At 39.8% G+C, this 21,899-nt stretch carries 22 protein-coding genes and 1 tRNA gene; 7 read left to right on the plus strand and 16 right to left on the minus strand.

What is annotated here, in order from left to right; all coding sequences use genetic code 11:
• Nucleotides 1-5 precede the first annotated feature (5 nt).
• From IAG46_RS08395 to IAG46_RS08415, 5 genes are all read right to left on the minus strand, one after another.
• Nucleotides 6-206, minus strand: coding sequence for a hypothetical protein (locus IAG46_RS08395; RefSeq protein WP_190809907.1), 201 nt, complete (start codon nt 204-206; stop codon nt 6-8).
• Complete coding sequence (gene lptC / locus IAG46_RS08400; RefSeq protein WP_223826631.1) at nt 199-783, minus strand: LPS export ABC transporter periplasmic protein LptC; 585 nt, start codon at nt 781-783, stop codon at nt 199-201. Before lptC ends, IAG46_RS08395 begins: the two co-directional genes overlap by 8 nt.
• Before the next feature lie 28 nt (nt 784-811).
• Nucleotides 812-2,182 carry a hypothetical protein gene (locus IAG46_RS08405; RefSeq protein WP_190809909.1) on the minus strand — a complete coding sequence of 457 codons (1,371 nt, stop codon included), beginning with the start codon at nt 2,180-2,182 and terminating at the stop codon, nt 812-814.
• A gap of 106 nt (nt 2,183-2,288) precedes the next feature.
• Entirely contained in the window at nt 2,289-3,554 is a 1,266-nt protein-coding gene (locus tag IAG46_RS08410; RefSeq protein ID WP_190809910.1) for a hypothetical protein, read from the minus strand.
• Nucleotides 3,555-4,283, minus strand: coding sequence for a type III pantothenate kinase (locus tag IAG46_RS08415; RefSeq protein WP_190809911.1), 729 nt, complete (start codon nt 4,281-4,283; stop codon nt 3,555-3,557).
• Nucleotides 4,284-4,384: 101 nt separating this feature from the next.
• On the opposite strand from IAG46_RS08415, the gene IAG46_RS08420 reads away from it, so the two are divergent.
• Nucleotides 4,385-4,457 (plus strand) — tRNA-Phe (locus IAG46_RS08420).
• A gap of 69 nt (nt 4,458-4,526) precedes the next feature.
• On the opposite strand, the gene IAG46_RS08425 is transcribed toward IAG46_RS08420, so the two are convergent.
• The 8 genes from IAG46_RS08425 to IAG46_RS08460 form a co-directional block, all read right to left on the minus strand.
• Nucleotides 4,527-5,105: a RidA family protein gene (locus IAG46_RS08425; protein ID WP_190809912.1), complete on the minus strand. Its 579-nt coding sequence runs from the start codon at nt 5,103-5,105 to the stop codon at nt 4,527-4,529.
• Nucleotides 5,106-5,134: 29 nt separating this feature from the next.
• Nucleotides 5,135-6,367, minus strand: a complete 1,233-nt coding sequence (locus IAG46_RS08430) for an aminotransferase class V-fold PLP-dependent enzyme (protein ID WP_190809913.1) — start codon at nt 6,365-6,367, stop codon at nt 5,135-5,137.
• Nucleotides 6,368-6,378: 11 nt separating this feature from the next.
• Entirely contained in the window at nt 6,379-6,846 is a 468-nt protein-coding gene (locus IAG46_RS08435) for a RidA family protein (protein WP_190809914.1), read from the minus strand.
• A 50-nt stretch (nt 6,847-6,896) separates the two neighbouring features.
• On the minus strand, nt 6,897-7,826 hold the full coding sequence (locus tag IAG46_RS08440; RefSeq protein ID WP_223826632.1) for an RraA family protein: 930 nt from the start codon (nt 7,824-7,826) through the stop codon (nt 6,897-6,899).
• Nucleotides 7,827-7,858: 32 nt separating this feature from the next.
• On the minus strand, nt 7,859-8,959 hold the full coding sequence (locus IAG46_RS08445) for a bile acid:sodium symporter family protein (RefSeq protein WP_190809916.1): 1,101 nt from the start codon (nt 8,957-8,959) through the stop codon (nt 7,859-7,861).
• A 25-nt stretch (nt 8,960-8,984) separates the two neighbouring features.
• Nucleotides 8,985-10,232, minus strand: a complete 1,248-nt coding sequence (locus tag IAG46_RS08450; RefSeq protein ID WP_190809917.1) for an amidohydrolase/deacetylase family metallohydrolase — start codon at nt 10,230-10,232, stop codon at nt 8,985-8,987.
• Between the two features lie 72 nt (nt 10,233-10,304).
• Nucleotides 10,305-12,062 (minus strand): c-type cytochrome, encoded by a 1,758-nt coding sequence (locus IAG46_RS08455; RefSeq protein WP_190809918.1) that lies wholly within the window; start codon nt 12,060-12,062, stop codon nt 10,305-10,307.
• A gap of 381 nt (nt 12,063-12,443) precedes the next feature.
• Nucleotides 12,444-13,172 carry a carbohydrate-binding family 9-like protein gene (locus IAG46_RS08460; RefSeq protein ID WP_190809919.1) on the minus strand — a complete coding sequence of 243 codons (729 nt, stop codon included), beginning with the start codon at nt 13,170-13,172 and terminating at the stop codon, nt 12,444-12,446.
• A gap of 184 nt (nt 13,173-13,356) precedes the next feature.
• On the opposite strand from IAG46_RS08460, the gene IAG46_RS08465 reads away from it, so the two are divergent.
• Entirely contained in the window at nt 13,357-13,584 is a 228-nt protein-coding gene (locus IAG46_RS08465) for a hypothetical protein (RefSeq protein ID WP_190809920.1), read from the plus strand.
• A gap of 433 nt (nt 13,585-14,017) precedes the next feature.
• Here the strand turns inward: IAG46_RS08465 and gap are convergent, their stop codons facing one another.
• Both gap and IAG46_RS08475 read right to left on the minus strand, forming a co-directional pair.
• Complete coding sequence (gap, locus tag IAG46_RS08470; RefSeq protein WP_190809921.1) at nt 14,018-15,010, minus strand: type I glyceraldehyde-3-phosphate dehydrogenase; 993 nt, start codon at nt 15,008-15,010, stop codon at nt 14,018-14,020.
• Between the two features lie 126 nt (nt 15,011-15,136).
• Nucleotides 15,137-16,591 (minus strand): glycoside hydrolase family 32 protein, encoded by a 1,455-nt coding sequence (locus tag IAG46_RS08475; RefSeq protein ID WP_223826633.1) that lies wholly within the window; start codon nt 16,589-16,591, stop codon nt 15,137-15,139.
• 268 nt (nt 16,592-16,859) lie between these two features.
• Between IAG46_RS08475 and IAG46_RS08480 the strand changes: the two genes are divergently transcribed.
• The 5 genes from IAG46_RS08480 (at nt 16,860) to IAG46_RS08500 (ending at nt 20,918) form a co-directional block, all read left to right on the plus strand.
• The gene (locus IAG46_RS08480) at nt 16,860-17,480 is read left to right on the plus strand and encodes a TIGR04282 family arsenosugar biosynthesis glycosyltransferase (protein WP_190809923.1); all 621 of its coding nucleotides are present in this window, start codon (nt 16,860-16,862) and stop codon (nt 17,478-17,480) included.
• Nucleotides 17,477-18,292: a purine-nucleoside phosphorylase gene (locus tag IAG46_RS08485; RefSeq protein ID WP_190809924.1), complete on the plus strand. Its 816-nt coding sequence runs from the start codon at nt 17,477-17,479 to the stop codon at nt 18,290-18,292. Before IAG46_RS08480 ends, IAG46_RS08485 begins: the two co-directional genes overlap by 4 nt.
• A complete protein-coding gene (gene arsM / locus IAG46_RS08490; protein ID WP_190809925.1) occupies nt 18,289-19,254 on the plus strand; it encodes an arsenosugar biosynthesis arsenite methyltransferase ArsM in 966 nt (321 codons plus the stop codon). Before IAG46_RS08485 ends, arsM begins: the two co-directional genes overlap by 4 nt.
• Nucleotides 19,255-19,336: 82 nt before the next feature.
• A complete protein-coding gene (locus IAG46_RS17830) occupies nt 19,337-20,221 on the plus strand; it encodes a DUF547 domain-containing protein (RefSeq protein WP_190809926.1) in 885 nt (294 codons plus the stop codon).
• Nucleotides 20,208-20,918: a TIGR04283 family arsenosugar biosynthesis glycosyltransferase gene (locus tag IAG46_RS08500; RefSeq protein ID WP_190809927.1), complete on the plus strand. Its 711-nt coding sequence runs from the start codon at nt 20,208-20,210 to the stop codon at nt 20,916-20,918. The genes IAG46_RS17830 and IAG46_RS08500 overlap by 14 nt, the downstream gene beginning before the upstream one ends.
• Nucleotides 20,919-20,920: 2 nt before the next feature.
• Here the strand turns inward: IAG46_RS08500 and IAG46_RS08505 are convergent, their stop codons facing one another.
• The gene (locus IAG46_RS08505) at nt 20,921-21,853 is read right to left on the minus strand and encodes an N-acetylmuramoyl-L-alanine amidase (RefSeq protein WP_190809928.1); all 933 of its coding nucleotides are present in this window, start codon (nt 21,851-21,853) and stop codon (nt 20,921-20,923) included.
• Nucleotides 21,854-21,899 lie beyond the last annotated feature (46 nt).

Consider the following 21,899-nt stretch of genomic DNA (forward strand, 5'->3'; position numbering starts at 1 on the left):
TTGGTCTATTGGTTATCTTTTTTTCGTTGTTCGAATCGTTTCCGATATTTTCTCCTGAAAAGGAACATGGCTATGGAAACCACAGCAAAAAATATGAAAATATAGGTTTCTTTGGGTTCTACACTCCAAAGTTCGGCAACTTTATATATAGAAATGGCAGCTACGGCCAGATACAAGTATTCGGTATATTTTAAAATCTTAATCATCCAGTTCTTTTTCTTTTATTGTCATTAAACCGTAAGTCTTGTGAGCCTTAAAATAGGTACGGTCCCTATTGAAATCCATTCCTTCCCCATCCATAACGGAACCATCTTCTGGGTTGGTAAATGTGAAGGCCTCCTCGGTAAAAATCCAATTGTTGGTTCGATCAAAGAACAACTGTGGAGTTTCCAATTTCGTCCCATCATGACTTTCTATGACCACATTGCCCTGCAAATCTATTAAATTGGTCTGTGAATAGACTATTCCGTAATCCGCGGTGATAACACTTTTTTGATTCTTGTCATCGAAAAAATCGACTTTCAACCCATCTGGAAATGTACGGTATTTGAAACTCTGGTTATCGTAATCTTCGGTAATGGGACTGGTAAGAATGGCTATGACCTTGGTGCTATCTGCATCCTCAGAACTCAATTCTTTGGGAGTCTCGGTGTAGGTAAGGGTAAAATTTTGTGCCACACCTTGCGGAAAAATGGGTTTGACTGCCTCTTCTCCGACCCGCTGATAGTTGTCCGTACAGGACATAAAAAGGATTGCCACGGCGATGACCGTGGCAAAACTCATTAAATTATTTTTTGATGTCTGTTTCACGCTACAAACTCGGCACCTTTACACTGCCTCCTACCCAACAGCTGAAAGTAACACGCTTTCCGGCCATGCCAGAGCTGAAGATCATTTCTTTTGAAGGAGCTCTCTCTGTATAACTTGCTGCAGATCTACTAGCACGTCCACTTAACGATGGATCTACACGACCTGCTTTTCTGGCCATTTCAGCTGCCTTCCAATAGATAGCTCTTTTCTCGAAAGGAGTTTTTCCACATGCATTGGCACTTCCTGCGTATAGGTTAGCAATCAACAAATAGGCTTTCCCATTTGCTGGGTTTGCATCAATAGCTTTAAGCGCGTAGCTTCTAGCTTTTGATTTACTACTTCTTCTAACCGTAGTAGCAATCTTATATAGGATATTGGATTTTCTGTACGAGTCAGTCTCCAACTCGACTGCCTTGTTAAAATCAGCAATAGCTCCCTTGCTATCTCCTGATTTTTGTTTCAATACGCCACCATACATATAGGCATCTGCAGAAGGGTCTAATGCCAATTGCGCTTCGAACAGTTTTCTAAACATTGGATCATCTGTACATTCTTTGGAGAACATTCTTCCCACAGCACGCTTCACCCAGTTCACGTCGTTCTTTTTGGCTTCGTAGCTTTTTTCGTAAAGGGGAATAAGGTTCTCGCATTCCGCAAGTGCGCCTAATTTAGAATCGATACTGCCAGCAATCTTACCGTAAGATTTTGAGTTTACCGTAGCGGCCTTAAGTTGCCTTTTTTCTTTTGTAGTTATGTTTCCAATTGAATCCTTTGGAAGTAATTTAGTAACTACGCTGGTCAATTTTTTGTTTTCTTCTTCTACTTTTTCGGTTACATCATCATAGGTATCAAAAACCTCTTGCAAATCTTTTTTACCTCCTTCGTGCAAATCTACCAAACTTGAGAAATATAGGTAGAGTGCCTTTGGGTTTTTGAAGTTTTTCCTATCCTCCTTAAAGGCTTTGTTCAACATTTCGTAAACCTTGTCATCTGAAGTCATTTTGTTGTCATACTGCAACAAAACTTTATCGATTACAACGTCTGCCACTTTAAATTTGGTCGGGAAATATTTCATGCTGTTGTCATACATTGACAAAAGCTCTTGAATGTATCCATCCTTATCGGCACCGGAAGAGTTTTTGATCTTGTGTTTTAGAATACGCTCACCATAGGTGAAATTTGCCTTATTGATATCTGGGCAACTTTCGTAGACCATTTTCCATGGTTCATAAGCAGCATCGTAATTTTTAACTTTTGCGTGTTCTGCATAAATGGAAAGATTGGTCATGCACTCAGGATTTTGAGCTTGGGCCATACTTAATCCCATCGACATAAGAATCGCTATCATCGTTAAGTAGTGTTTCGTCTTCATCTTACTAATTTTAAAGCGGTTAATGTACAAATTTTCATGAAAAAATCATCTTAATGCAACATATATTGGTGGTTATTTATGGATAATTCAAAAAAAAGACTTGTTCTTAATTTATTTTCCTTTTGATGAACCATCTATCATTCAAAGATAAACCGATGTTGACCTTAAAGTAATTTTCCTCTATCAGGTTGGCATCTGTTGTTCCACGTTTACCTAGTTCGAAACCTACGTTGACATTGGAAAAGTTGTTGCTCAACGGTAACCCAAATCCAAAAGTTATGCCAAAATCATTTATCTCCTTGTTATTTACCTCTAATCCGCTTACATCATAGCGGACTCCAGCCCTGTAGGTTATTCTTTTAAAGTAGCTAGATAGTGAGCGATAGTCGGGTATATAATACCCTCCGAAAGCAAAGGTGCTCGCGTCATTGTAGGTTACATTGCTCAATCCTAAAAAGTCGTTCTTGAATTCACTGAATTTTTGAAAACTATATTCTCCGCCCAAAAACCATTTTTTGTTTTCCCCAAAACCAAGGCCTACAGTTGTTCTGGTTGGGATTTTCAACTCGGTATTTCTTAAATTACTTGCATCAAGGTTTACATCGATTACCTCTACATCATCTCCGGTCACCAATGAAAATGAGCCCAACCGTGCTGAATTCTGGGAAGTAAGGTTAATCTGAGTGTCTATCAACAGCGAAGTATATAAAGTGTATTTATCCTTTATAGTTGGGGTATAATTAAGGGCATAAGTAAAATCGTAACCGTTTATTCGCGATTCCCTATCATCCAAAGTGCCTAACTGTACGCCTTCAACACTTTGCAATCTTCGGTAATCGAGGGTTCCGAAGTTAAAATTAGCGGTAGCACCTAAGCTCAGGTTCTTTATCGGTTCAAATCCAAATGAAAGAAAAGCTCTGTTCAATCCTCCTTCTCCTGTAAAAACATTGGTCACCGTTTGCTGGTCTGTATTTGTAGTCTCATCGGTAAGGTTATACCCCACGGATGAAAAAGGCTTGAGACCAAAACCTATTCCGGCATTTTTAGCGACTGGAAATCCAATGGCCAAATAATCCAAATTGGTGATGGAAGCGCTTTGCGTTTCTGTAAAATCCTCCAGCTTAAATTCTGTTCTGGATATACCTCCCGTATAAACCGTCAGTTTTAATTTGGAATATGCTGCAGGATTGGTAAGGTTCAAGTGGATACTATCGCCATACATGCTTATACCTCCCATCATTTGGTTTTCTACTGCACCACCGTTTTTAAGGTCTCCTATTCCAAAATACGAATAGGGTGATATGGTACCGTTTTGCGCAAAAATGCCGTGTGCGGCTACGCAAAAAAAAGCAATCAAAAATTTCTTTACCATCTAGCGTTTGTTGTATTCCAGCAAGTAATTAAGCCCCTCCAAGAGAAATTTAGAATTCGCAAATATGGTATTTTTTAGTCGTTTAGCAAAAAAATGGGAGTCTCCGCCTGTTAAAATAACTGTTAAATCTTTGAAGCGGGTTCTATACTGACTTATTACGCCATCCAATTCTTGTGAAACTCCGTTAACAACACCACTGTGCATGCTGGTTTGGGTAGAATTTCCAATGAAATCCAAAATCTCTTCGGGCTGCAGTAATGGAAGCTTTGCAGTTTGGTTGTGCATAGCCTTATAACGCATCTGAATGCCCGGTGAAATAGCACCGCCAACATATTCTCCTGAATCATTGATCATATCGTAAGTAATACAAGTGCCGGCGTCTATCACCAAGGTGTTCCGTCTTGGGTATTTATAAAATGCCGCGGTGGCCAAAGCCACACGATCCATACCTAAGGTATGGGGCGTGGCATAACTGTTTTTGAACGGTATTCTTGATGCATTGGATAGGACATGCACTTTACAGAATAATGAAACAATATCCCTCTCCTTGCGCTCAAGAGGTCCTACAGAGGAAATCAATGCATGGTCAATTTTAGGGTATTTTTCAAACAGTTCTTTTACCTTAGATAAAAACAGGTTAGACTCAGAGCCTTGATCGAACAAGATTGTACCATTTTCAAAAATGGCATACTTTATCAAGGTGTTTCCAATGTCTATTACCAAGTTCATAATACAAAGATGGAGAATTGAAAAAAAACCCTTGCCTTTTTTCAAGTTTTTGTTTGTATATCCTAATTTTGAAATTATATTTGCACCCGCTTTATGAGCATGGTACCTTAGCTCAGTTGGTAGAGCAACGGACTGAAAATCCGTGTGTCCCTGGTTCGATTCCTGGAGGTACCACAAGAAAAAATCGCAATTATCTTGTATTAAGATGTTGCGATTTTCTTGTTTCATGGGTTATGGAAGTTCTTATTCCACCTCAACGATCATTTCAATTTCTACTGCGATATTGGTCGGAAGTGATCCCATTCCAACAGCGGCACGGGCATGTTTGCCCTTTTCTCCAAAAACCTGCACCATTAAATCTGAATATCCGTTGACAACCTTGGGATGGTCTGTAAAATCGGAAGCGGCGTTTACCATTCCCAATACTTTTACAATCCGTTTCACCTTACTTAAATCGCCAAGCTCAGCTTTAAGAACGGACAATTGGTTAATACCGGTAACTCTGGCCGCATAGTATCCTTCCTCAATGGACAAGTCCTCTCCCACCTTTCCGGTAATATACTCACCATTGGATTGTAAAGGTCCTTTCCCTGCCAAAAAAATCAGATTTCCAGTGCGGACCGCATTGACGTAATTAGCCACCGGTGCGGAGGGTGTGCTTAATTCAATCCCCAATTCCTCCAGTTTGGCTTCCGGGTCGTAATCAGGAGCTTTTGTTTCAGCAACTTCATCGGTTGTAGTTATTTCTTCCTTTTTTTCGTTGGATATTACGCAGGAAACCAACAACAATAAAAGTAGTATTCCTGAAAAATAATTCTTCATGGTCAAAAGTTTATTGGATTTTCATAAAATTAAACGTTTTCCAGCACTTCCTTCACTCTTTGTGCAACGATTCGTTCTTGACCAGGAACCATCATCCACGTGGTTATGCCAATGGTGTCTTTGTTTCCAACGGTGGCAATGGAAGGATGTCCATCTTTCAGTTTCTTTCGAGCTTCTTCAGCGGTAATCTTAACCACATTTTCATCCCATGTAATCTTTAAGGATGGCACGTGGTTGGCATGGGGTGGAACATGAATCTCAGTTTCCACTCCTTTTACCGATGATGCACTATCGCTAATCAATTTAATCTGACTTTCCCACAGTTTCCATTCCGCGTCATGGTCTTTTTGTAAATAGGTTTCAATAGCTGCCAACATTCCGAGTACTTCTTCTTTGTTTACTTTCATCCCTCTAGCAATGGTAGTTCCTCTAGGTGGGGTATGTAATCTAGCAGCTTCGATATGCTTACGCTTTCCCAATAAAAGTCCAGCACTTTGTGGCCCTCTGATTCCTTTTCCCCCTGAAAAAGCAACTAAATCAAATCCCATTTTTGTGAATTTGAATAGGTTTTCTACCGGAGGCACATCGGCAGCACAATCAATAAAGGTTGGTATTCCGTGTTTTTTGCCCAAAGCAACAAACTCTTCTCTTTTAATTTCCCCTTCCTCTGTGTTCGCATTTAAAAACCATAGCATTGCTGTGTTCTTGTTGATGGCTTTTTCCAGTTCTTTTGTGGTTTTCACGCGAACCAACTTTCCACCTACATTGGTCAAAGCTTGAGAATACCCAATGTTATGTGCATCTTGAAGGATAACCTCATTTTTAAGTCCAGTTGTATCTGGTAATTGTGATACTTTGCTGGTATCCATTCCACATAATACTCCTGCCATTCCAATCGACATAGCTCCAAAAGCTCCTGAGGTCACCGTAGCATACTCGCACTCCAACAATTCTGCTATTCGCTCGCCTACTTTATCTTGAAGTTCATCCAAATCTACATACTCCGTAGCTCCAAAAGTGATAGCTGAAAGTACATTATCTGACATAAGCGAGCCTGTCATAGAAGTATATGTGCCCGCTGCATTAATGAAAGTTCTTATTCCCAATTCTTTAAAAAAGTTCCGAGAAGCTGGGGTTTCAACTGCGGCATGCATCATTTGTGGGGTAAGCAAGCCTGTCCCGACCAATCCTCCCACAACAGGAAGGCTTGAAAGGGTCTTTATTAGTTTTCTTCTAGTAAGTTTATCTTGTGATTTTTTCATTTCTCTAATTTTTAGTCTACTGCAGCAATACAATCAATCTCTACCAAAGAGTCACCTGGCACTCCACCATAAACGGCAACCGTGGTTCGTACAGGTGGGTTCTCACCAAAACGACCTCTGTAAACAGAATTCATTCCATGATAATCTTCTAAATCATGTAGATACACATTTACTTTGAGCACCTTATCCATGGATGAACCGTGTTTTACCAGTTCTTTTTCAATCTCCTTTAGCACATGATCGGTATGGGATTTTATATCTCCTTCAAAATGTGCTCCTTTTCCAGCTACATAAAGGGTGTTCCCATGTTTTACCGCTCCAGAGAACAATGGAATCTTTTTATCCTGTACAATATCTCCCACTACTTCTTTTTTGGGTTTTGATTCTTTTCCCATCGCCTTTATTGTGCCTACACCCAATAAGGCCGCTACGCCCATTCCTAATTTTTTAAATGCGGATCTTCTATCTGTTCTTTCCATTTTATAATGCTTTAGTTAATGATTTGTTTTTAATCTTTTGAGTTTGGTTGTTACCACATGCGTTTTTTTAATAGTTCCCGAACTTGTTCCTTCGGAACAGGAAGTTCGTCGATGTGGCTTCTTAACCATTGTGAGAAATCTTTTTCTATTTCCTCGGTCCATTTATTATCAATTTGCCCGGGCGTATATTTCCCTTCTTTTAATCTTGAGATTCCGAACAGGTCGCGAAGACGAACCACTTCGGAAGTGACCACTACTTTTTCAGCTAAATGGGCAGGGATAAACATAACTCCCTCCTTTTTGGCCAAAACTATATCGCCAGGAAGTACGGTAGCTGCTCCCATACGTATGGGAGTATTGATACTGAGCAGCATTACTTCGGTAAGAAAAGATGGGTCCCATCCTCTCACAAAAGCATTGAAGCCTTCAATTTCTGAGAGTCCTTCCATATCCCTACTGGAAGCATTGAAAACAACCCCATTTTTTGATTTGGCATAGATAGAATTACCTAAATTGTCCCCAATCAAAGTTCCATCCACAATTTTTCCAAAAGCATCTGCTACATAAACATCGCCTTCAACCAACATATCAATGGGCCATGAATTGGTGTTGCCAATTCGACCATCTGCTTTCCCTTTTTTCTTAATCTGGTCCGATACATCGGGCCTATTGGGCATATATTGAACGGTCAAGGCACGGCCTACAACCGGTACATCATCGTGCAAAGGCTGCCAACCACTTTCAAACTGATTGTGGTAGCCTTCGTTGCGTAACACGCCCCATGCTTCTTCTATGGTGACATTTTTCATCCGTTTCAGAACGTCATCAGCCACTTTGGGCCTTCCGTCCTCAAATCTTTCCCCGGTCCATTGGGGGGTAAGGAACACCATTTGTTCCCTGGTCAATGTCTGCGCGTTTACATTTCCAAAGGCAAAAAATAAAAGGCCCATGGAAAGGCTTAATCTATAGATTAATTTCATTTTCAAAAATTTGGTTGTGTTCATTTTGATTTTCATGTTTCTTCAGATTCATCACTTTTCTTATCTGGGTCTTTGTCGCGCCACCAGGTCGCCAAAGAAGAACCAGAAATATTCATCCATGGACCAAAAACGGCCGGTGCCAATCCAATCGTGGCCACTTTTCCCATTTCCAAGGCAATGCCAGAGGCCAATCCACCATTTTGCATACCCACTTCAAGGGCAATTGTTCGGCAATCTTGTTCTTTCATTTTCAATGCTCGACACGACCAGTACCCCAAGAAATAACCTGCGATATTATGTATGATGGCCGCTACAATCAAGAAAAGTCCAATAGTGAGCAAACTGTCCCTTCCCGCTGCGGTGATTATAGCAATGATCAATGCGATACCTGCCATGGATACAACGGGCATAGCTTTATCCAACCATTTTGCTTTTCCATGGAAAAAATAATTGAAAAGCAATCCTGCTATAATAGGTAGAATCACAATTTTGACAATACTTAACATCATTCCTAAAAAATCAATGGGAACAAACTGTCCGGCAAAGGTTTCCATCAACAGCGGTGTCATAAGTGGGGCCAATACCGTGGAAACTGCCGTAAGGGTAACAGACAATGCAAGATTTGCTTTGGCCAAATAGGCCATTACATTGGAAGCTAATCCGCTCGGAGATGACCCAATTAACACCACTCCGGCGGCAATCTCGGCTGGAAAACCAAACATACTTGCAATTGCAAAGCCCAACACCGGCATAATTGTAAACTGGCAAATCAATCCAACCAAAACACCCTTGGGCATTTTAACCACTCCAGCAAAATCCTTTATGCTCATTGCCGTTCCCATTCCGAACATGATCAGCTGTAGGAGGGGAACTATTAATGATTTCAATTGAAAGTCACCTATGCTGGTAAAAAAAGATGGATAAAACATTGAAACACTGACCGCAGCAAACACTAAAACGGTAAATGAAAATCCTTTAAATTTCTTATGTCCCCTGATGGCCAAAGCCAGCAAAAGGAAAAAGAACACAATAAAAGGTCCTGTCTGTTCTCCATTTCCCAAAATAAGCATAACAATAGTGGTCAATAAGCAGACCAGCGAAGCAATTAGAAGAATTTGGTATTGTTTTTTCATTTGGTCGGTGTTATATTTTAGGTGGTTATTCGTTCCATGGAGCGCTAGCCATTCCGTTCAGGTCCCATACTATTTTTCCTTCTCGGACGGTCAATTCACATTCCAACTTTTTGTCGCCCTGCATTTTCTTTCTTTGGGTATCGATGAACCCAAAGTTTCCTTTTCTTAGATTCAAAATTGCGACGTCTGCAACGGCACCTTCGGATAAATGACCCAAATCTTCTCTTTGAATAATTTTAGCGGGTTGCCAAGTGGATGCTGCAATTACCTCTTTCAAGGGCATATCCATATTAAGGAATTTGGACATTACGTTGATTTGGCTCTTCATTCCCCCGTTCATACTCCCAGTATGTAAATCTGTGCTTATGGAATTGGGTTTAAAACCTTGTTTCATTGCAGGTACAGCTTGTTCGAACAAAAAACTCCCTCCTCCATGACCAACATCGAAAATTATCCCCCTTTTTTGGGCAGCAAAGACGTAATCCCTGACTTTCCCACTTTCATCCACAATAGGGGTTCTTCCGTTTACATGGGCATAAGTATGGGTAAAAATATCCCCCGGCCTCAACTTTTCCATAAACAGTGTTTCTATCGATAATTCGGGATCACTTCCTCCAAAGTCAATCATTACCGGAATATTGGCCAGTTTGCCTGCTTCAACAACTCGTTCGGTCGGAACCCAATCGAATCCATGATAATGGGCCAACTTTACACCAACAACCACTCCTTGGTATTGTTTTGCAACCATGGCCGTTAATTTGGGATCCATGTCTGCAATATTTTGCTCGATGGCCCCTCCCTTCATTCCTGATCCTATAATATTTAAAAAGGAAAGTACTCTTGTTTTGGAACGGTCAATGGTCTGTTTTTTAAATTGCTTGAAATTTCTCCAGCCTGCTCCACCAACATCTACAATTGTGGTTACCCCGCTACGGAATGAAAATCCATCAGGAGGTAATGCTGTATCACTATTGCTTAGGTATGCATCGGGTTCTGTGCCATGGAAGTTATGACTATGGATATCCAATAAACCTGGTACCACATAATACCCTTTGGCATTGATTACTTTTTTAGCGTTTCGTTCGGGGATTCTGGCATTTACTTTGGCAATTTTTCCGTCGAGAATTGCCACATCCATAACCTCGTCAATTCCATTTTTGGCATCTATTACATGCCCATCGTTAATGAGCATATCATACTCTTGGGCCTCAACTTGACCTGCGATAAACATGGTCAAAATGGCAAGGAGGATGTTTTTGGTGTGTTTTTTCATTTTCAAGTGTTTTTAGCTAGCAATGGTATTGCCGCTTAGGTAATATTGTTGGTTGTCAATTTTTTATATTCGCTAAAGCCCAGTTTCAGAGCTGTTTCGAATTTCTTTTACTTCTTCAGGTTCAATCGCACTTGCCTGATTCTCAAAATTTGAGCGTATATAGGTCAGCACATCGGCTATTTCCTCGTCCGACAGGAAGCTATGTTGGGGCATAACCCCATTGTAGGTTTCCCCGTGCACTTGCATGCTGCCTTCCATTCCTTCTAAAATAATTTTTATCAGTCTTTCCTTATCCCCAGTGACCCAATCAGTATTACTTATAGGTGGAAATCTTCCCGTAGCTCCGCCTCCATCTTTTTGATGACAGGCACTACAATAGGTATAATAGGTTTTTGCTCCGCCAGAAACTGCATCCTGCATCAAGTGGTCTTTTGTTGCATCAGGAGTCCGTATATGGGAAAGTTCTTTTCTTTTTTCCATTTGAGCCAACTGCTCTTTGCCGAATGAATCCCTATCTTCTGTATAATTAACCTTCCATATTTTGCCTTTCACAGAATCTGAAATGTACATCCCACCATCTGGTCCGAAGGCAATTCCCATGGGCCTGTAGATGGCATCGTTTACACTTTCCAGAGGATCCACTCCTGCAAAACCATCTACAAATACCTCCCAATTACCTGATGGCTTGCCATCTTTGAAAGGGACAAAACCAACAAAGTACCCAGATTGTGGATACGGAGCTCTATTTGTTGATCCATGAAATGCGATAAACGCTCCATTTTTATAATGTTCAGGAAAGGCATCTCCTTCATAAAACACCAAGTCGTTGGGAGCCCAATGCCCAGGGAAACCTACTATGGGATCATCATATTGATCACATCTCCCCACAATTTCGCCATCACCACCGTATTCCGGCGCCAATACTTTTTTCTCTTTAAGCTGATCGTAATAGCAGTATGGCCACCCGAAATCCGAACCTTCTGTTACTTTGATGAATTCTTCGGATGGAAGAAGAGCACTTTGCCAAGGATCATATTTGCCCGGGAACAATCGTAAAAGATCATCACGACCATGTACCACAACATAGAGATTTTTATCAGCTGGATTCCAATCCATGGCCACAACACTTCGTATACCTGAAGCGTATTTATAACCATCTTTTTGGGTCTGGCCCAGTTTGTTGGCATCGAATCGCCATATACCTCCGTGGTTTTCCAACTGTGGGCAAGGATCTAGACCGGGTGCCCCAGGTGTTCTTTTTGGGCTTTGGCAAGCATTGGAGGGTGCCCCAAATGGGATATACATATGCCCTTCGTCATCAAAAGCCAAAGGTTTTCCAATATGTTCGTGTTTGCCATGGAGGTGATCGTCCGTAAACACAATTTCCATTTCTCCTTCAGGAATTAACGTTCCAGGTTTAAGTTTGTATCGATACACCACCAATTCTGAACTGAAATATAGGTATCCGCTGTAGATTCGCATTGCGGTGGCATAGCTCCACTTTTGACTTGTTCTATAAGAGCCAAAGCTTTCAATATTATCTGCACCACCATCTCCATCCGTGTCTTGAAGAACCGTAATGGATCCTTTTTCGCTTGAGTTTCTGAGCTTTGCATACAGATATCCATCTTCGGAAACTGCCATATGTCTTACTTTCCCCTCTGTACTATCAACTACAACCGTAGCTTCAAATCCTTCTGGTAAAAAAAGACCCCCGTTCATAGGGCCCACTTCTTTTGCGCATTGGGTAAAAAAAGTAGCCATAACAAGATAACATAGAACAGCTTTTAAACGAAAGACAAAGGTTACGGATGCTAATACTTTATTCATAGAGTGGTCTGGTTGGTCTTCCATGGTTTTGTCAAAATAACGTGTTCATTTTCCAATCTCGAAGTCGGGTGGAAAATTATTCCCTTTATAGTGGTGTCAATCAATACGTTGTACCATACTATTTATATGACTTCAAAATTTGGTAAATGACATCAAAAAATCGAAACTGACTTTTACTTTTGTCTGTGCTTCGGGTTGCTTGGGCTTATCGCATAGGATGGCCCGACTAAATCTATACTTTTAACTTCCTTAAAACAAAAGATTTAGACCAAGGGCGTCGCAGAAGTATCTGTTCAACGGGATTTTACCCACCATTGTGATTAATTTGGTTTGAAGGAGTTCAAAATCTTTTCCATTTCCTTCAGCCCTAACGCCATTTAACTACTCAAATATTAACTCGCCAAAATACTCTGGTCGATGAAAATCTGGCTTTTTTGTATCTATCGGATTCCAACTCAAATAATGCCGTTTAGAAGTGTTATCTGCGCATTTGTAAAAATTACCTCGAGATCGGAGACCTTTTAATTGAATTCCTGGGTCGTTGGTAAAAATTTCAGCGGGAAGAATTACTGTCATTTCCCAGGTATGTCCTCCAGTCCTTTCAGTAAAAGATTCGGATCCTAAAGAAGATTCTGTTTTTATCACATTTTTAATAGTATCCCCGGATATAAATTTTCGAGGTTTTCTTTGAGGACCATGCGCCAAAAGGGTTGTTCCAATACAATTGATCTCAAAGTTGTAATACTCACCGTTTGCCAAGGGGTCGAAGAAAAATTCAACACAACTGTCCTTGAATACATAACTGTTGGGCTCGGTTTTCTCTGCTAAAATATTCTCTTCTTCTACTTCATATTTTAACCAAATCTGATTATTGCTGTGCGCGATCTTAAACCCTACCTTAGGTTTATAGGGAAAGTCGTCCCAGTTTATCTCGTCAACATAATGGGTTTCTGCATGTTCATCTAACAATCGGGATACATTTTGAAAATTCACAACACCATCAAATTCAATTTCCTTAACATTCAATGTTTTGTCCACAGAAGGTTTTTTAGTGTCGCATGCAATAATTAAGATGGTTAACAAAAAGTAGTAAATCCCTTTTTTGTGCATGCTGAGGTTTGATTTTATGTTCTAAAAGTACAAAATGTACTTATTTTTAAATTTCGAATTATTTCCGTTAAGCTATTGCGGGATTCATAATTATTTCATAAATATGAAAATCGAATAGCAGTATAGTTAGAAAATATGAAACTAAGGCTTATATTTAGCCGATCTAGATTAATTTTAAATAAAAATGTCCGAGGATTTATTAGAAAAGGCAAAAGAATTTCAAGGCAGGACTTTGAGTCATATGTCTACAAGTGATAGAGTAGCTGCTTCTCGCGAGGCAAAAAGCTTGATACTTTCCATAAATGAGATTTATAAAGAGACCAAAGACTCCAATCTTATGGATGTCATGAAAAGTCTGACCGAGAAAAAACGTAAAATTGAAAAGCGTTTAAAAGGAACCCCGTTGGTATAACACGCAAGTTTTTATATCTGTTTGGTTAATGATGGAATATCGTTATCATGTAGACAGGTGTATCACTTATTCATGTACTTACATACTTTTAACAAACTTCACCTAAATGCAATTTACAGCATAATTGGTACCAATTATATTGTTTTCAGTGCCACAAATGAAATTGTAGATTTTTGAGGCTTTCATTTCAATAATTTAGAGGTATAAATAAAACCTCAACCAAGAATAAACACTATTGAAATGAACACTGTAGATGAAAGAATGGGCTATATCTTCTGGTATTTTGTAATAGCATGCTCTTTAGGTTCACTCCTAAACAGCCTGTACCACTATTTTTATTAGGTCTATCATAACAAGCTTGTAAGAATCAATACCCAATGTCTCAAAAGAAAAAGGGCTGCATTTAAATGCAGCCCTTTTTTAATAATTGGTCTTAACCTCTTATTTCGAGAATCTGACGAACCATTTGGTTTGTAAAACCCCACTCGTTGTCATACCAAGTCATCACCTTTAGCAAATCGCCATCTACAACCTTGGTCATTGCCAGGTCTACCGTTGAGGCATACGGGCTTTGTATAATGTCAGATGATACAATGGGCTCATCCGTTGTGTCCAAGACATTTTTGTAACGTTCCGTATTGGCTTCTTCCATTAGAATTTGATTAACCTCTTCTACTGTCACGGGTTTTTCCGTAACGAAGGTCATATCAGAAATGGATCCAACCGGAACAGGTACGCGGATAGCCACACCATCAAATTTTCCAGCATATTCTGGTAGTGCTTTGGTGGTAGCAATGGCTGCTCCGGTAGTGGTAGGAATCAAATTTTGAGCACCCGCTCGTCCCATTCTAAAATTCTTCTTTGACGGTGCATCTACAATCCCTTGGGAAGCTGTGTACGCATGAACCGTAGTCATGATGGCCTTTTTTATTCCTATTCTCCTTCCCAAAATCTCCACAATCGGACTTATATTATTTGTGGTACAGCTAGCACAAGAAAAAACACTTGTTGCACCGTCTTGACCGTTAACTCCATGCACTACAGTGGGTGTGTCCTCACTCTTGGTCGGAGCAGAGATGACTACAGTTTTTGCTCCAGCTTTTAAATGTCTTTCGGCATCTTCCCCACTGGTAAAAACACCAGTACTTTCAATAACCAAATCCACTTGAAATTCTTTCCATGGCAATTCCTCTGGCGTTCTTATTGAAGAGTAATTGATTTTATTTCCATCTACGATCAAGGTATTTGCCTCATTGGAAACCTCTTTTTCGTATACTCCATACACGGTGTCATACTTCAACAAGTACGCTGTGTTTTCAATGGAAACGATATCGTTGACCGCCACAACCTCCAAACCTGGAGTATCGTTGATTACCTTTAAAGCTGCGCGCCCAATTCGGCCCATTCCGTTTATTCCTATTCTCATTTTAAATGTTCTTATAGTTATTAATTGTTTGAGCTGTATTAGTCTGATAATGACTGCTCAAATTACAACATGGAACTTTGCTAAAAAGGTATGATTGCAAGCACTATTTTAATGAACCAAAATAAGCTACCAAATAGATTTCATTCGATGCACATTGATGTTGTTGATAATAGATTCTTCATCCATATTCTGAACAATCAATTGATTATATGGTTCTGTTGGGAAAATCTGCGATGTCATCACATAGAGTCCATTATCGATAAAAACTTCTATTGACGACCAATCCATTAAGATTGTTACCTTATAGGGTCCATCACCCAATTTTCCAATTGGCATGTGGTGTTTTTTATTACCGAATTCAGATTGAAAATTCACTTGGCCCGACTTCATCCTATCAAATAATAGGTGATTGTTTTTCGAATCCATTATGAGTTCCAATTGTTCATCCAGTTCATTTTTCCAAGTCAATTTGAAATCTTTTGATGTAGATTGAAATTGAATCTGGGACTGATTTAAATTCTCAATTTCCAAAAGCTTTGTACTCTTTCCTTTAATACTTACGTCCTTGGCCAAAGTCTCGCCTACTAGAGAATTTGTCTCCTCTAATGGGTAATTTGCCAGCAAATAATCTTCTCCAACCTTTCTTAGGGAAAGTTTACGGGGAACCGTCATAGCGCTTCTCCATTTTTCAGTGGGAGTGTCTCGGGCATAATCCCAGTTGCTCATCCAGCCGATAAAAACACGACGGGCTTCAGGTGTATTGTTGTACGTTACTCCTGCATAATTATCTGTGCCAAGATCCAACCATTTGGGTTCCTTCTGATCTGACTTAAATCTTTTGCCATCAAACTCTCCAACAAAATATTGAGTTCCACTACCTCCATTGGGAGCTCCGGGGTTTATACTTATTATAAGTATCCATTTTTCCTCATCGGACCCTTCAACTTTTAAAGGAAACAGGTCCGGACATTCCCAAACTCCGCCATGTGCTCCCTGGGTCTTTCCAAAATCACTTATGTGACTCCATTCCTTTAGATTTTTGGAGGAATAGAACTTTGCATGGTCTCCAGCCACCAAGGCCATAATCCAGCGTTCCGTTTCGTTATGCCAAAATACCTTTGGATCTCTAAAATCCTTTATTCCCTTATTGCCTATAACCGGATTACCTTCATATTTGGCCCAAGTTTCTCCATTATCAAGACTATACGCAATACCTTGAGTTTGATAATCGGTCCTTCCGGCCTTTTCACCTTCCATGAGATGGTAGGTAAACACCGCTACCAAGGGTGTTTCTCCATTGTTGGCAAATCCAGATGTGTTTTTATGGTCGACCACTGCACTACCCGAAAAAATAAGTCCATGCTCATCCGGATAAAGAGCGATTGGCTTATGTTCCCAATGCACCATGTCTTTGCTAATCGCATGACCCCAATGCATAGGGCCCCAAACTATATCTTCAGGATAGTATTGATAGAATAAATGATAAACCCCATTATGAAAGACAAGACCATTAGGGTCATTCATCCATTTCTCCTGAGGGGAAAAATGAAATTGTGGACGATATTGTTCGGTATAATTCAAAGCTACTTGTTTTGAGGGAACAAGGTCTTTGTTAGTCTTTTTCTTACAAGAACATAACAATGCAATTATACAGAAAGTAAAGATCGTGCGGAACATATGGCGTCAATAATATTGAAAAATTAAGATAGAATAAATATTTGACAATTTGGTAAAGTGTTATTTTTGACCTGTTTCAATTGCCTTTCTGTTTGCTTGTTTATTTCTTTAGTAAGTATTGATTTGAATTTTGACTAACACAAGGCAATTATCACCCTACAAAACATAGCTTTTGAACAAAAAAAAGGATTTGCTTCTAATTTTCACCCGAAACCCTGAACTTGGAAAATGCAAAACTAGACTTGCGGCCAAAATCGGTGATGTAACCGCTTTAGAGATATATGAGTTCTTGCTTGCACATACCGCTGGGATAACCAAAAGTCTGAAGGCTGAAAAATGCGTTTATTATTCCGAAAATATTTGGACCAACGATGTCTGGGACGATCAAACCTTTAAAAAAGAGGTGCAAAAGGGTGCAGATCTAGGCCAACGCATGCTGCGAGCATTCGAACATGGATTTGACATAGGTTTTGAAAAAATCATTATTATTGGAAGCGATATGTACGATCTTTCCCAAACTGATTTGGAGGAAGCTTTTGAAAAGCTCGAAACACATAGTTTTGTTGTTGGACCGGCAGAAGATGGTGGCTATTATCTGTTGGGGATGACATCTCTTAAAAAGAAGGTGTTTCATAACAAATCTTGGGGCACCGAAACCGTACTGTCCAACACCATGAAAGATTTAAAAGATGAAAAGGTTTTTATCCTCCCTACAAAAAACGATGTTGATCATTATGAGGACATTAAAGATGTTGAAGCTTTCAGACCGTATTTAAAACATATAAAAGAATGACCAAAAAACAACTTGACGAGTCGGTTGAGTATTTAAATAAGAAAGGGTTCGACTCCCCGGAAATTGGCATAGTACTCGGCACAGGATTAGGGCAATTGGTAAATGAAATAGAGCAACCTATAGAGGCACACTACAACCATATTCCCTATTTTCCGTTGGCCACTGTGGAATTTCATACCGGGAAACTTATTTTTGGAACCATTGCCAATAAAAAGGTGGTAGTAATGCAGGGAAGGTTTCATTTATATGAAGGTTATGATTTTCTTGACATTACCTATCCCATTCGGGTGATGCAACAACTGGGCATCAAAAAACTGTTCGTTTCCAATGCCGCTGGTGCAATAAACCTTGATTTCAAAAAAGGAGACTTGATGCTCATTGAAGATCATATCAATTTACAAGGAGGTTCTCCATTGGCTTTCAAAAATGTGGCCGAGTTTGGAGATCGCTTTGTAGATATGGCCGAGCCATATGATCTGGATATGCGCAATAAAATTGAGGGTATTGCCCTAAAAGAAGGAATATCACTCAAAAAAGGAGTTTATGCCTCAGTAGTCGGACCACAATTGGAAACCAAAGCAGAATATCGCATGTTGAAAATTTTGGGAGCCGATGCCGTAGGAATGAGTACTGTTCCTGAAGTAATTGTTGCCAATCATTTACGACTACCAATAGTAGCAGTCTCTGTTTTAACGGACGAATGCGACCCTGATAATCTACAACCAGTTAACATACAAGAGATTATTGAAATTGCGGGTGACACCGAACCAAAAATGATCCAATTATTCAAAGAACTAATAAAGACGATATGAGTTATTTAGATGCAACGCAAGATCTGTACAAAGAAGCTGCCCTAACCCCCGATGTTGGGCTTTGCTGCACCACCAATCCCGTTTGGCAGTTTCCCGGACTCTCCATTCCCAAAATCATGCAAGAAATGAATTATGGTTGCGGAAGTACCGTTTCTGCGCAGGATTTGGTCAATAATCCCAAAGTGCTGTATGTAGGTGTAGGTGGCGGAATGGAACTGCTTCAATTTGCCTATTTCTCTCGTCAAAAAGGAGGAATCACGGGAGTAGACTCTGTAGATGAAATGCTGGAGGCCTCCCACAAAAACTTTAAGGTAGCCGAAGAAGAAAACGACTGGTTCAAAAGTGAATTTGTGGATTTGGTCAAGGGTGATGCACTGAATCTTCCGGTGGCAGATGAGAGTATTGATGTAGCGGCACAAAATTGTCTTTTCAACATTTTTAAAATGGAAGATTTAAAAAAGGCAGTGTCAGAAATGTATCGTGTGCTCAAACCTCATGGTAGATTGGTGATGAGTGACCCCACTTGTGAACAGCCTATGAATGATGAACTCCGAAACGATGATAGGCTCAGAGCATTGTGCCTAAGCGGAAGTATCCCAATAAAAGATTATGTAAAAGTGCTTACCGATGCTGGTTTTGGCACAATTGAAATAAGGGCTCGAAAATCTTATAGGGTGCTTTCACCAAATCACTACCCCACAGATGAGCTTGTACATATTGAATCTATTGAAATAGCGGCCATTAAAGACCCCATGCCAGCAGATGGGCCATGTATGTTTACAGGAAAAACGGCCATTTATTATGGTGATCAAGAGTATTTTGATGATGGATTGGGTCATGTATTGCTTCAAAATCAACCTTTGGCGGTATGCGATAAAACAGCAGCAGCATTAGATCAGGCTTCCGATGAAATTCACATTAGTGAAAGCACTTGGCATTACAACGGAGGTGGTTGCTGCTAGGGATTTTTTCAAAGTAAAATGAAAGGTTCGGACAGTTTTTAAGACTGTTCTAACAATAATACTTGAATCTTAATAAAGGCCTGTGAACTTTATCCTCAATGTATTGCTTGGAATATTCTTGTTTTCATGCGATGGCAATGTCAAAAAACAAGCCCATGATGTTCAGGAAGAGACTTCCGTAGCTACGATTGCCATTGAAGAAACACCATCGGCAAAAAAGGATAGTCTTGTTAAACCTCCTGTAAAATTGGTGTCGGTACAACAGAAAGTACAAACAAAACCTGAGGCTCAAAAGCCAACCAGTCAACCCAAAATTGTATCACCTGATCAAACCATATGGGCCAGTTTATTGGAAGAATATGTCGATGATATGGGCAATGTCAACTACTCTGGCATCAAAGATGACATAGCCAAATTGGATGCATATTTGGCCAAAATGGCTCAAAATTCACCAGCCAACAATTGGACGAAAAACGAAAAACTCGCTTATTATATCAACCTTTATAATGCGGCAACGGTAAAATTGATTGTAGATCATTACCCCGTTAAAAGCATAAAGGATATTCCAAACCGCTGGAAGAAAAAATGGATAAAGGTGGGTAGTGAAACCACCTCATTAAACGATATTGAGCATGAGGTTTTGCGCAAAATGAACGAACCACGTATTCATTTCGCCATTAATTGCGCTTCCTATTCATGTCCAAAACTGCTTAATGTTCCTTTTACTCCTCAAAGTATGGAACGGTTACTTACTAAAACAGCTGTGGATTTTGTAAATGACAAGACCAGAAACCGATTTGGGGATGGTTTTGCACAGCTTTCCAGAATATTTAAATGGTACAAGGGTGATTTTACTGAAAATGGCAAACTGTTGGACTACATCAACCAATATTTAGACAATCCTATTGGTAAAAATTCCAAAATTGAATACTTAGATTATGATTGGAGTTTGAATGAGGCAAAATAAAGATTCATCCATAAGTATTATCATCCCTGTATTGAACGAAGAGGGATTCATAGGAGATGTTCTTCAGCACCTCGGGCAAACTAGCAGCTCATTCAATATTAAAGAAATTATCTGCGTCGACGGAGGAAGTACCGACAAAACCGTAGAAGTGGTCAAAGCTCATGGTGGCACGGTACTTCAGTCAAAAAAAGGAAGGGCCAGGCAAATGAACTTTGGCGCTAAGCATGCGCAAGGAGAGATTCTTTACTTTTTGCATGCGGATACGCTTACTCCCAAGCACTTTGACACAACCATTTTGAACGCAATTGATGAGGGCCACGAGTCTGGTTGCTTTCGAATGCAGTTCGATACCAAAAACCCCATTTTACGATTTTTTGCATGGCTATCGCACATAAACCATACGCTCTGCAGGGGTGGTGATCAATCGTTATTCATTAAGCGAGAGCTTTTTGAACTTAATGAAGGGTTTAATGAAGACTATCTGATTTATGAGGACACCGAGTTTATTACACGGCTTTACCGACAAACAAAATTCAAAGTGCTATCGGAAGCAGTGATTACCTCAGCCCGAAAATATCGTGAAAAGGGATGGGTTAGAATCCAATTTCATTTTGGAATGATCCACTTGAAAAATTATCTGGGAGCTGGTCCCAAAGAGCTTTTCCAATATTACTCCAAGCATATTCTGAATGCGTGAGGTTAATCCTCTATTTCCAAATCAGCATAATCTTTTAAGATTCCACTGGTTATCAAACTTGTAAAGTTGTTTTTATCAGAACGTACCGGTATTCCATTTGGGCTATTGGTTTTGGAATTGCCATCGATGGTCAACAAACTGACTGCAGGAAGGGTATTTGTAGCTAAATAAAGACTATTTCTATCCTCAAAAATTCGTTCTACATCTTTGTAAGAACGATTTGACACACTATTGTCCTTAAAGACTTTTTGTATATTCTCAGCAAAACGTTGGCTATTCTCACTCTTTTGATGATGGTAGACAGCGACATCCATTTTGCCATTTTCAATTAAACCATTAGCCCGAATAACAAGTAATCGCTGATACTTTCCTGAATTTTGAAGATAACGCTTGTTTATAGCTTCAATGTACTGTCCCATTTTTTCTTTTGCGGCTGTCTCTGGATTGCTTTGCGACAAATTCTCTTCCCCACTCCCAAAAACATAAACCTTGGCTCCATGCACCATAAGTGAAGCGGCAAGATTGTTGGCGATATCAGCAATGAATTTATTTTTGCTCGCCGGACTCTCAAGAATCAAATAATATATGGCATTACCTAGTGTTCGACTTTTCAGCGACATATTGGCAAGTTCATCATCAAAAATGGGCGTTTCCTTTTTATCTATCAATTGAACCTTGACCCCCGTTTTTTTAAAGGAATCATCTACAACCGGTATTTTGTAGGTGCGCCCCTCATGCAATTGGCTTCCATTTTTAATGTTTTCCAAATTTGCATTTAAAAATGTCTCGTAATAGGTCACGGGGTCTAATCCTTGCTTTCGAAGAATGGAATAGATACCATCACCTGGTTCGGCAACAACATCATAGTAGTCAGTTTGTCCAACTAAAGTCAAAGACATGCCTGCCCATAGCAAAAGCGCTGGTAGTAATTTCATAGTTATGTTTTGAAGCTGGGGTGCTAAGCAAATATGCTAAAAATCG

Source organism: Flagellimonas sp. S3867, assembly GCF_014698935.1.
Lineage (GTDB): Bacteria > Bacteroidota > Bacteroidia > Flavobacteriales > Flavobacteriaceae > Flagellimonas.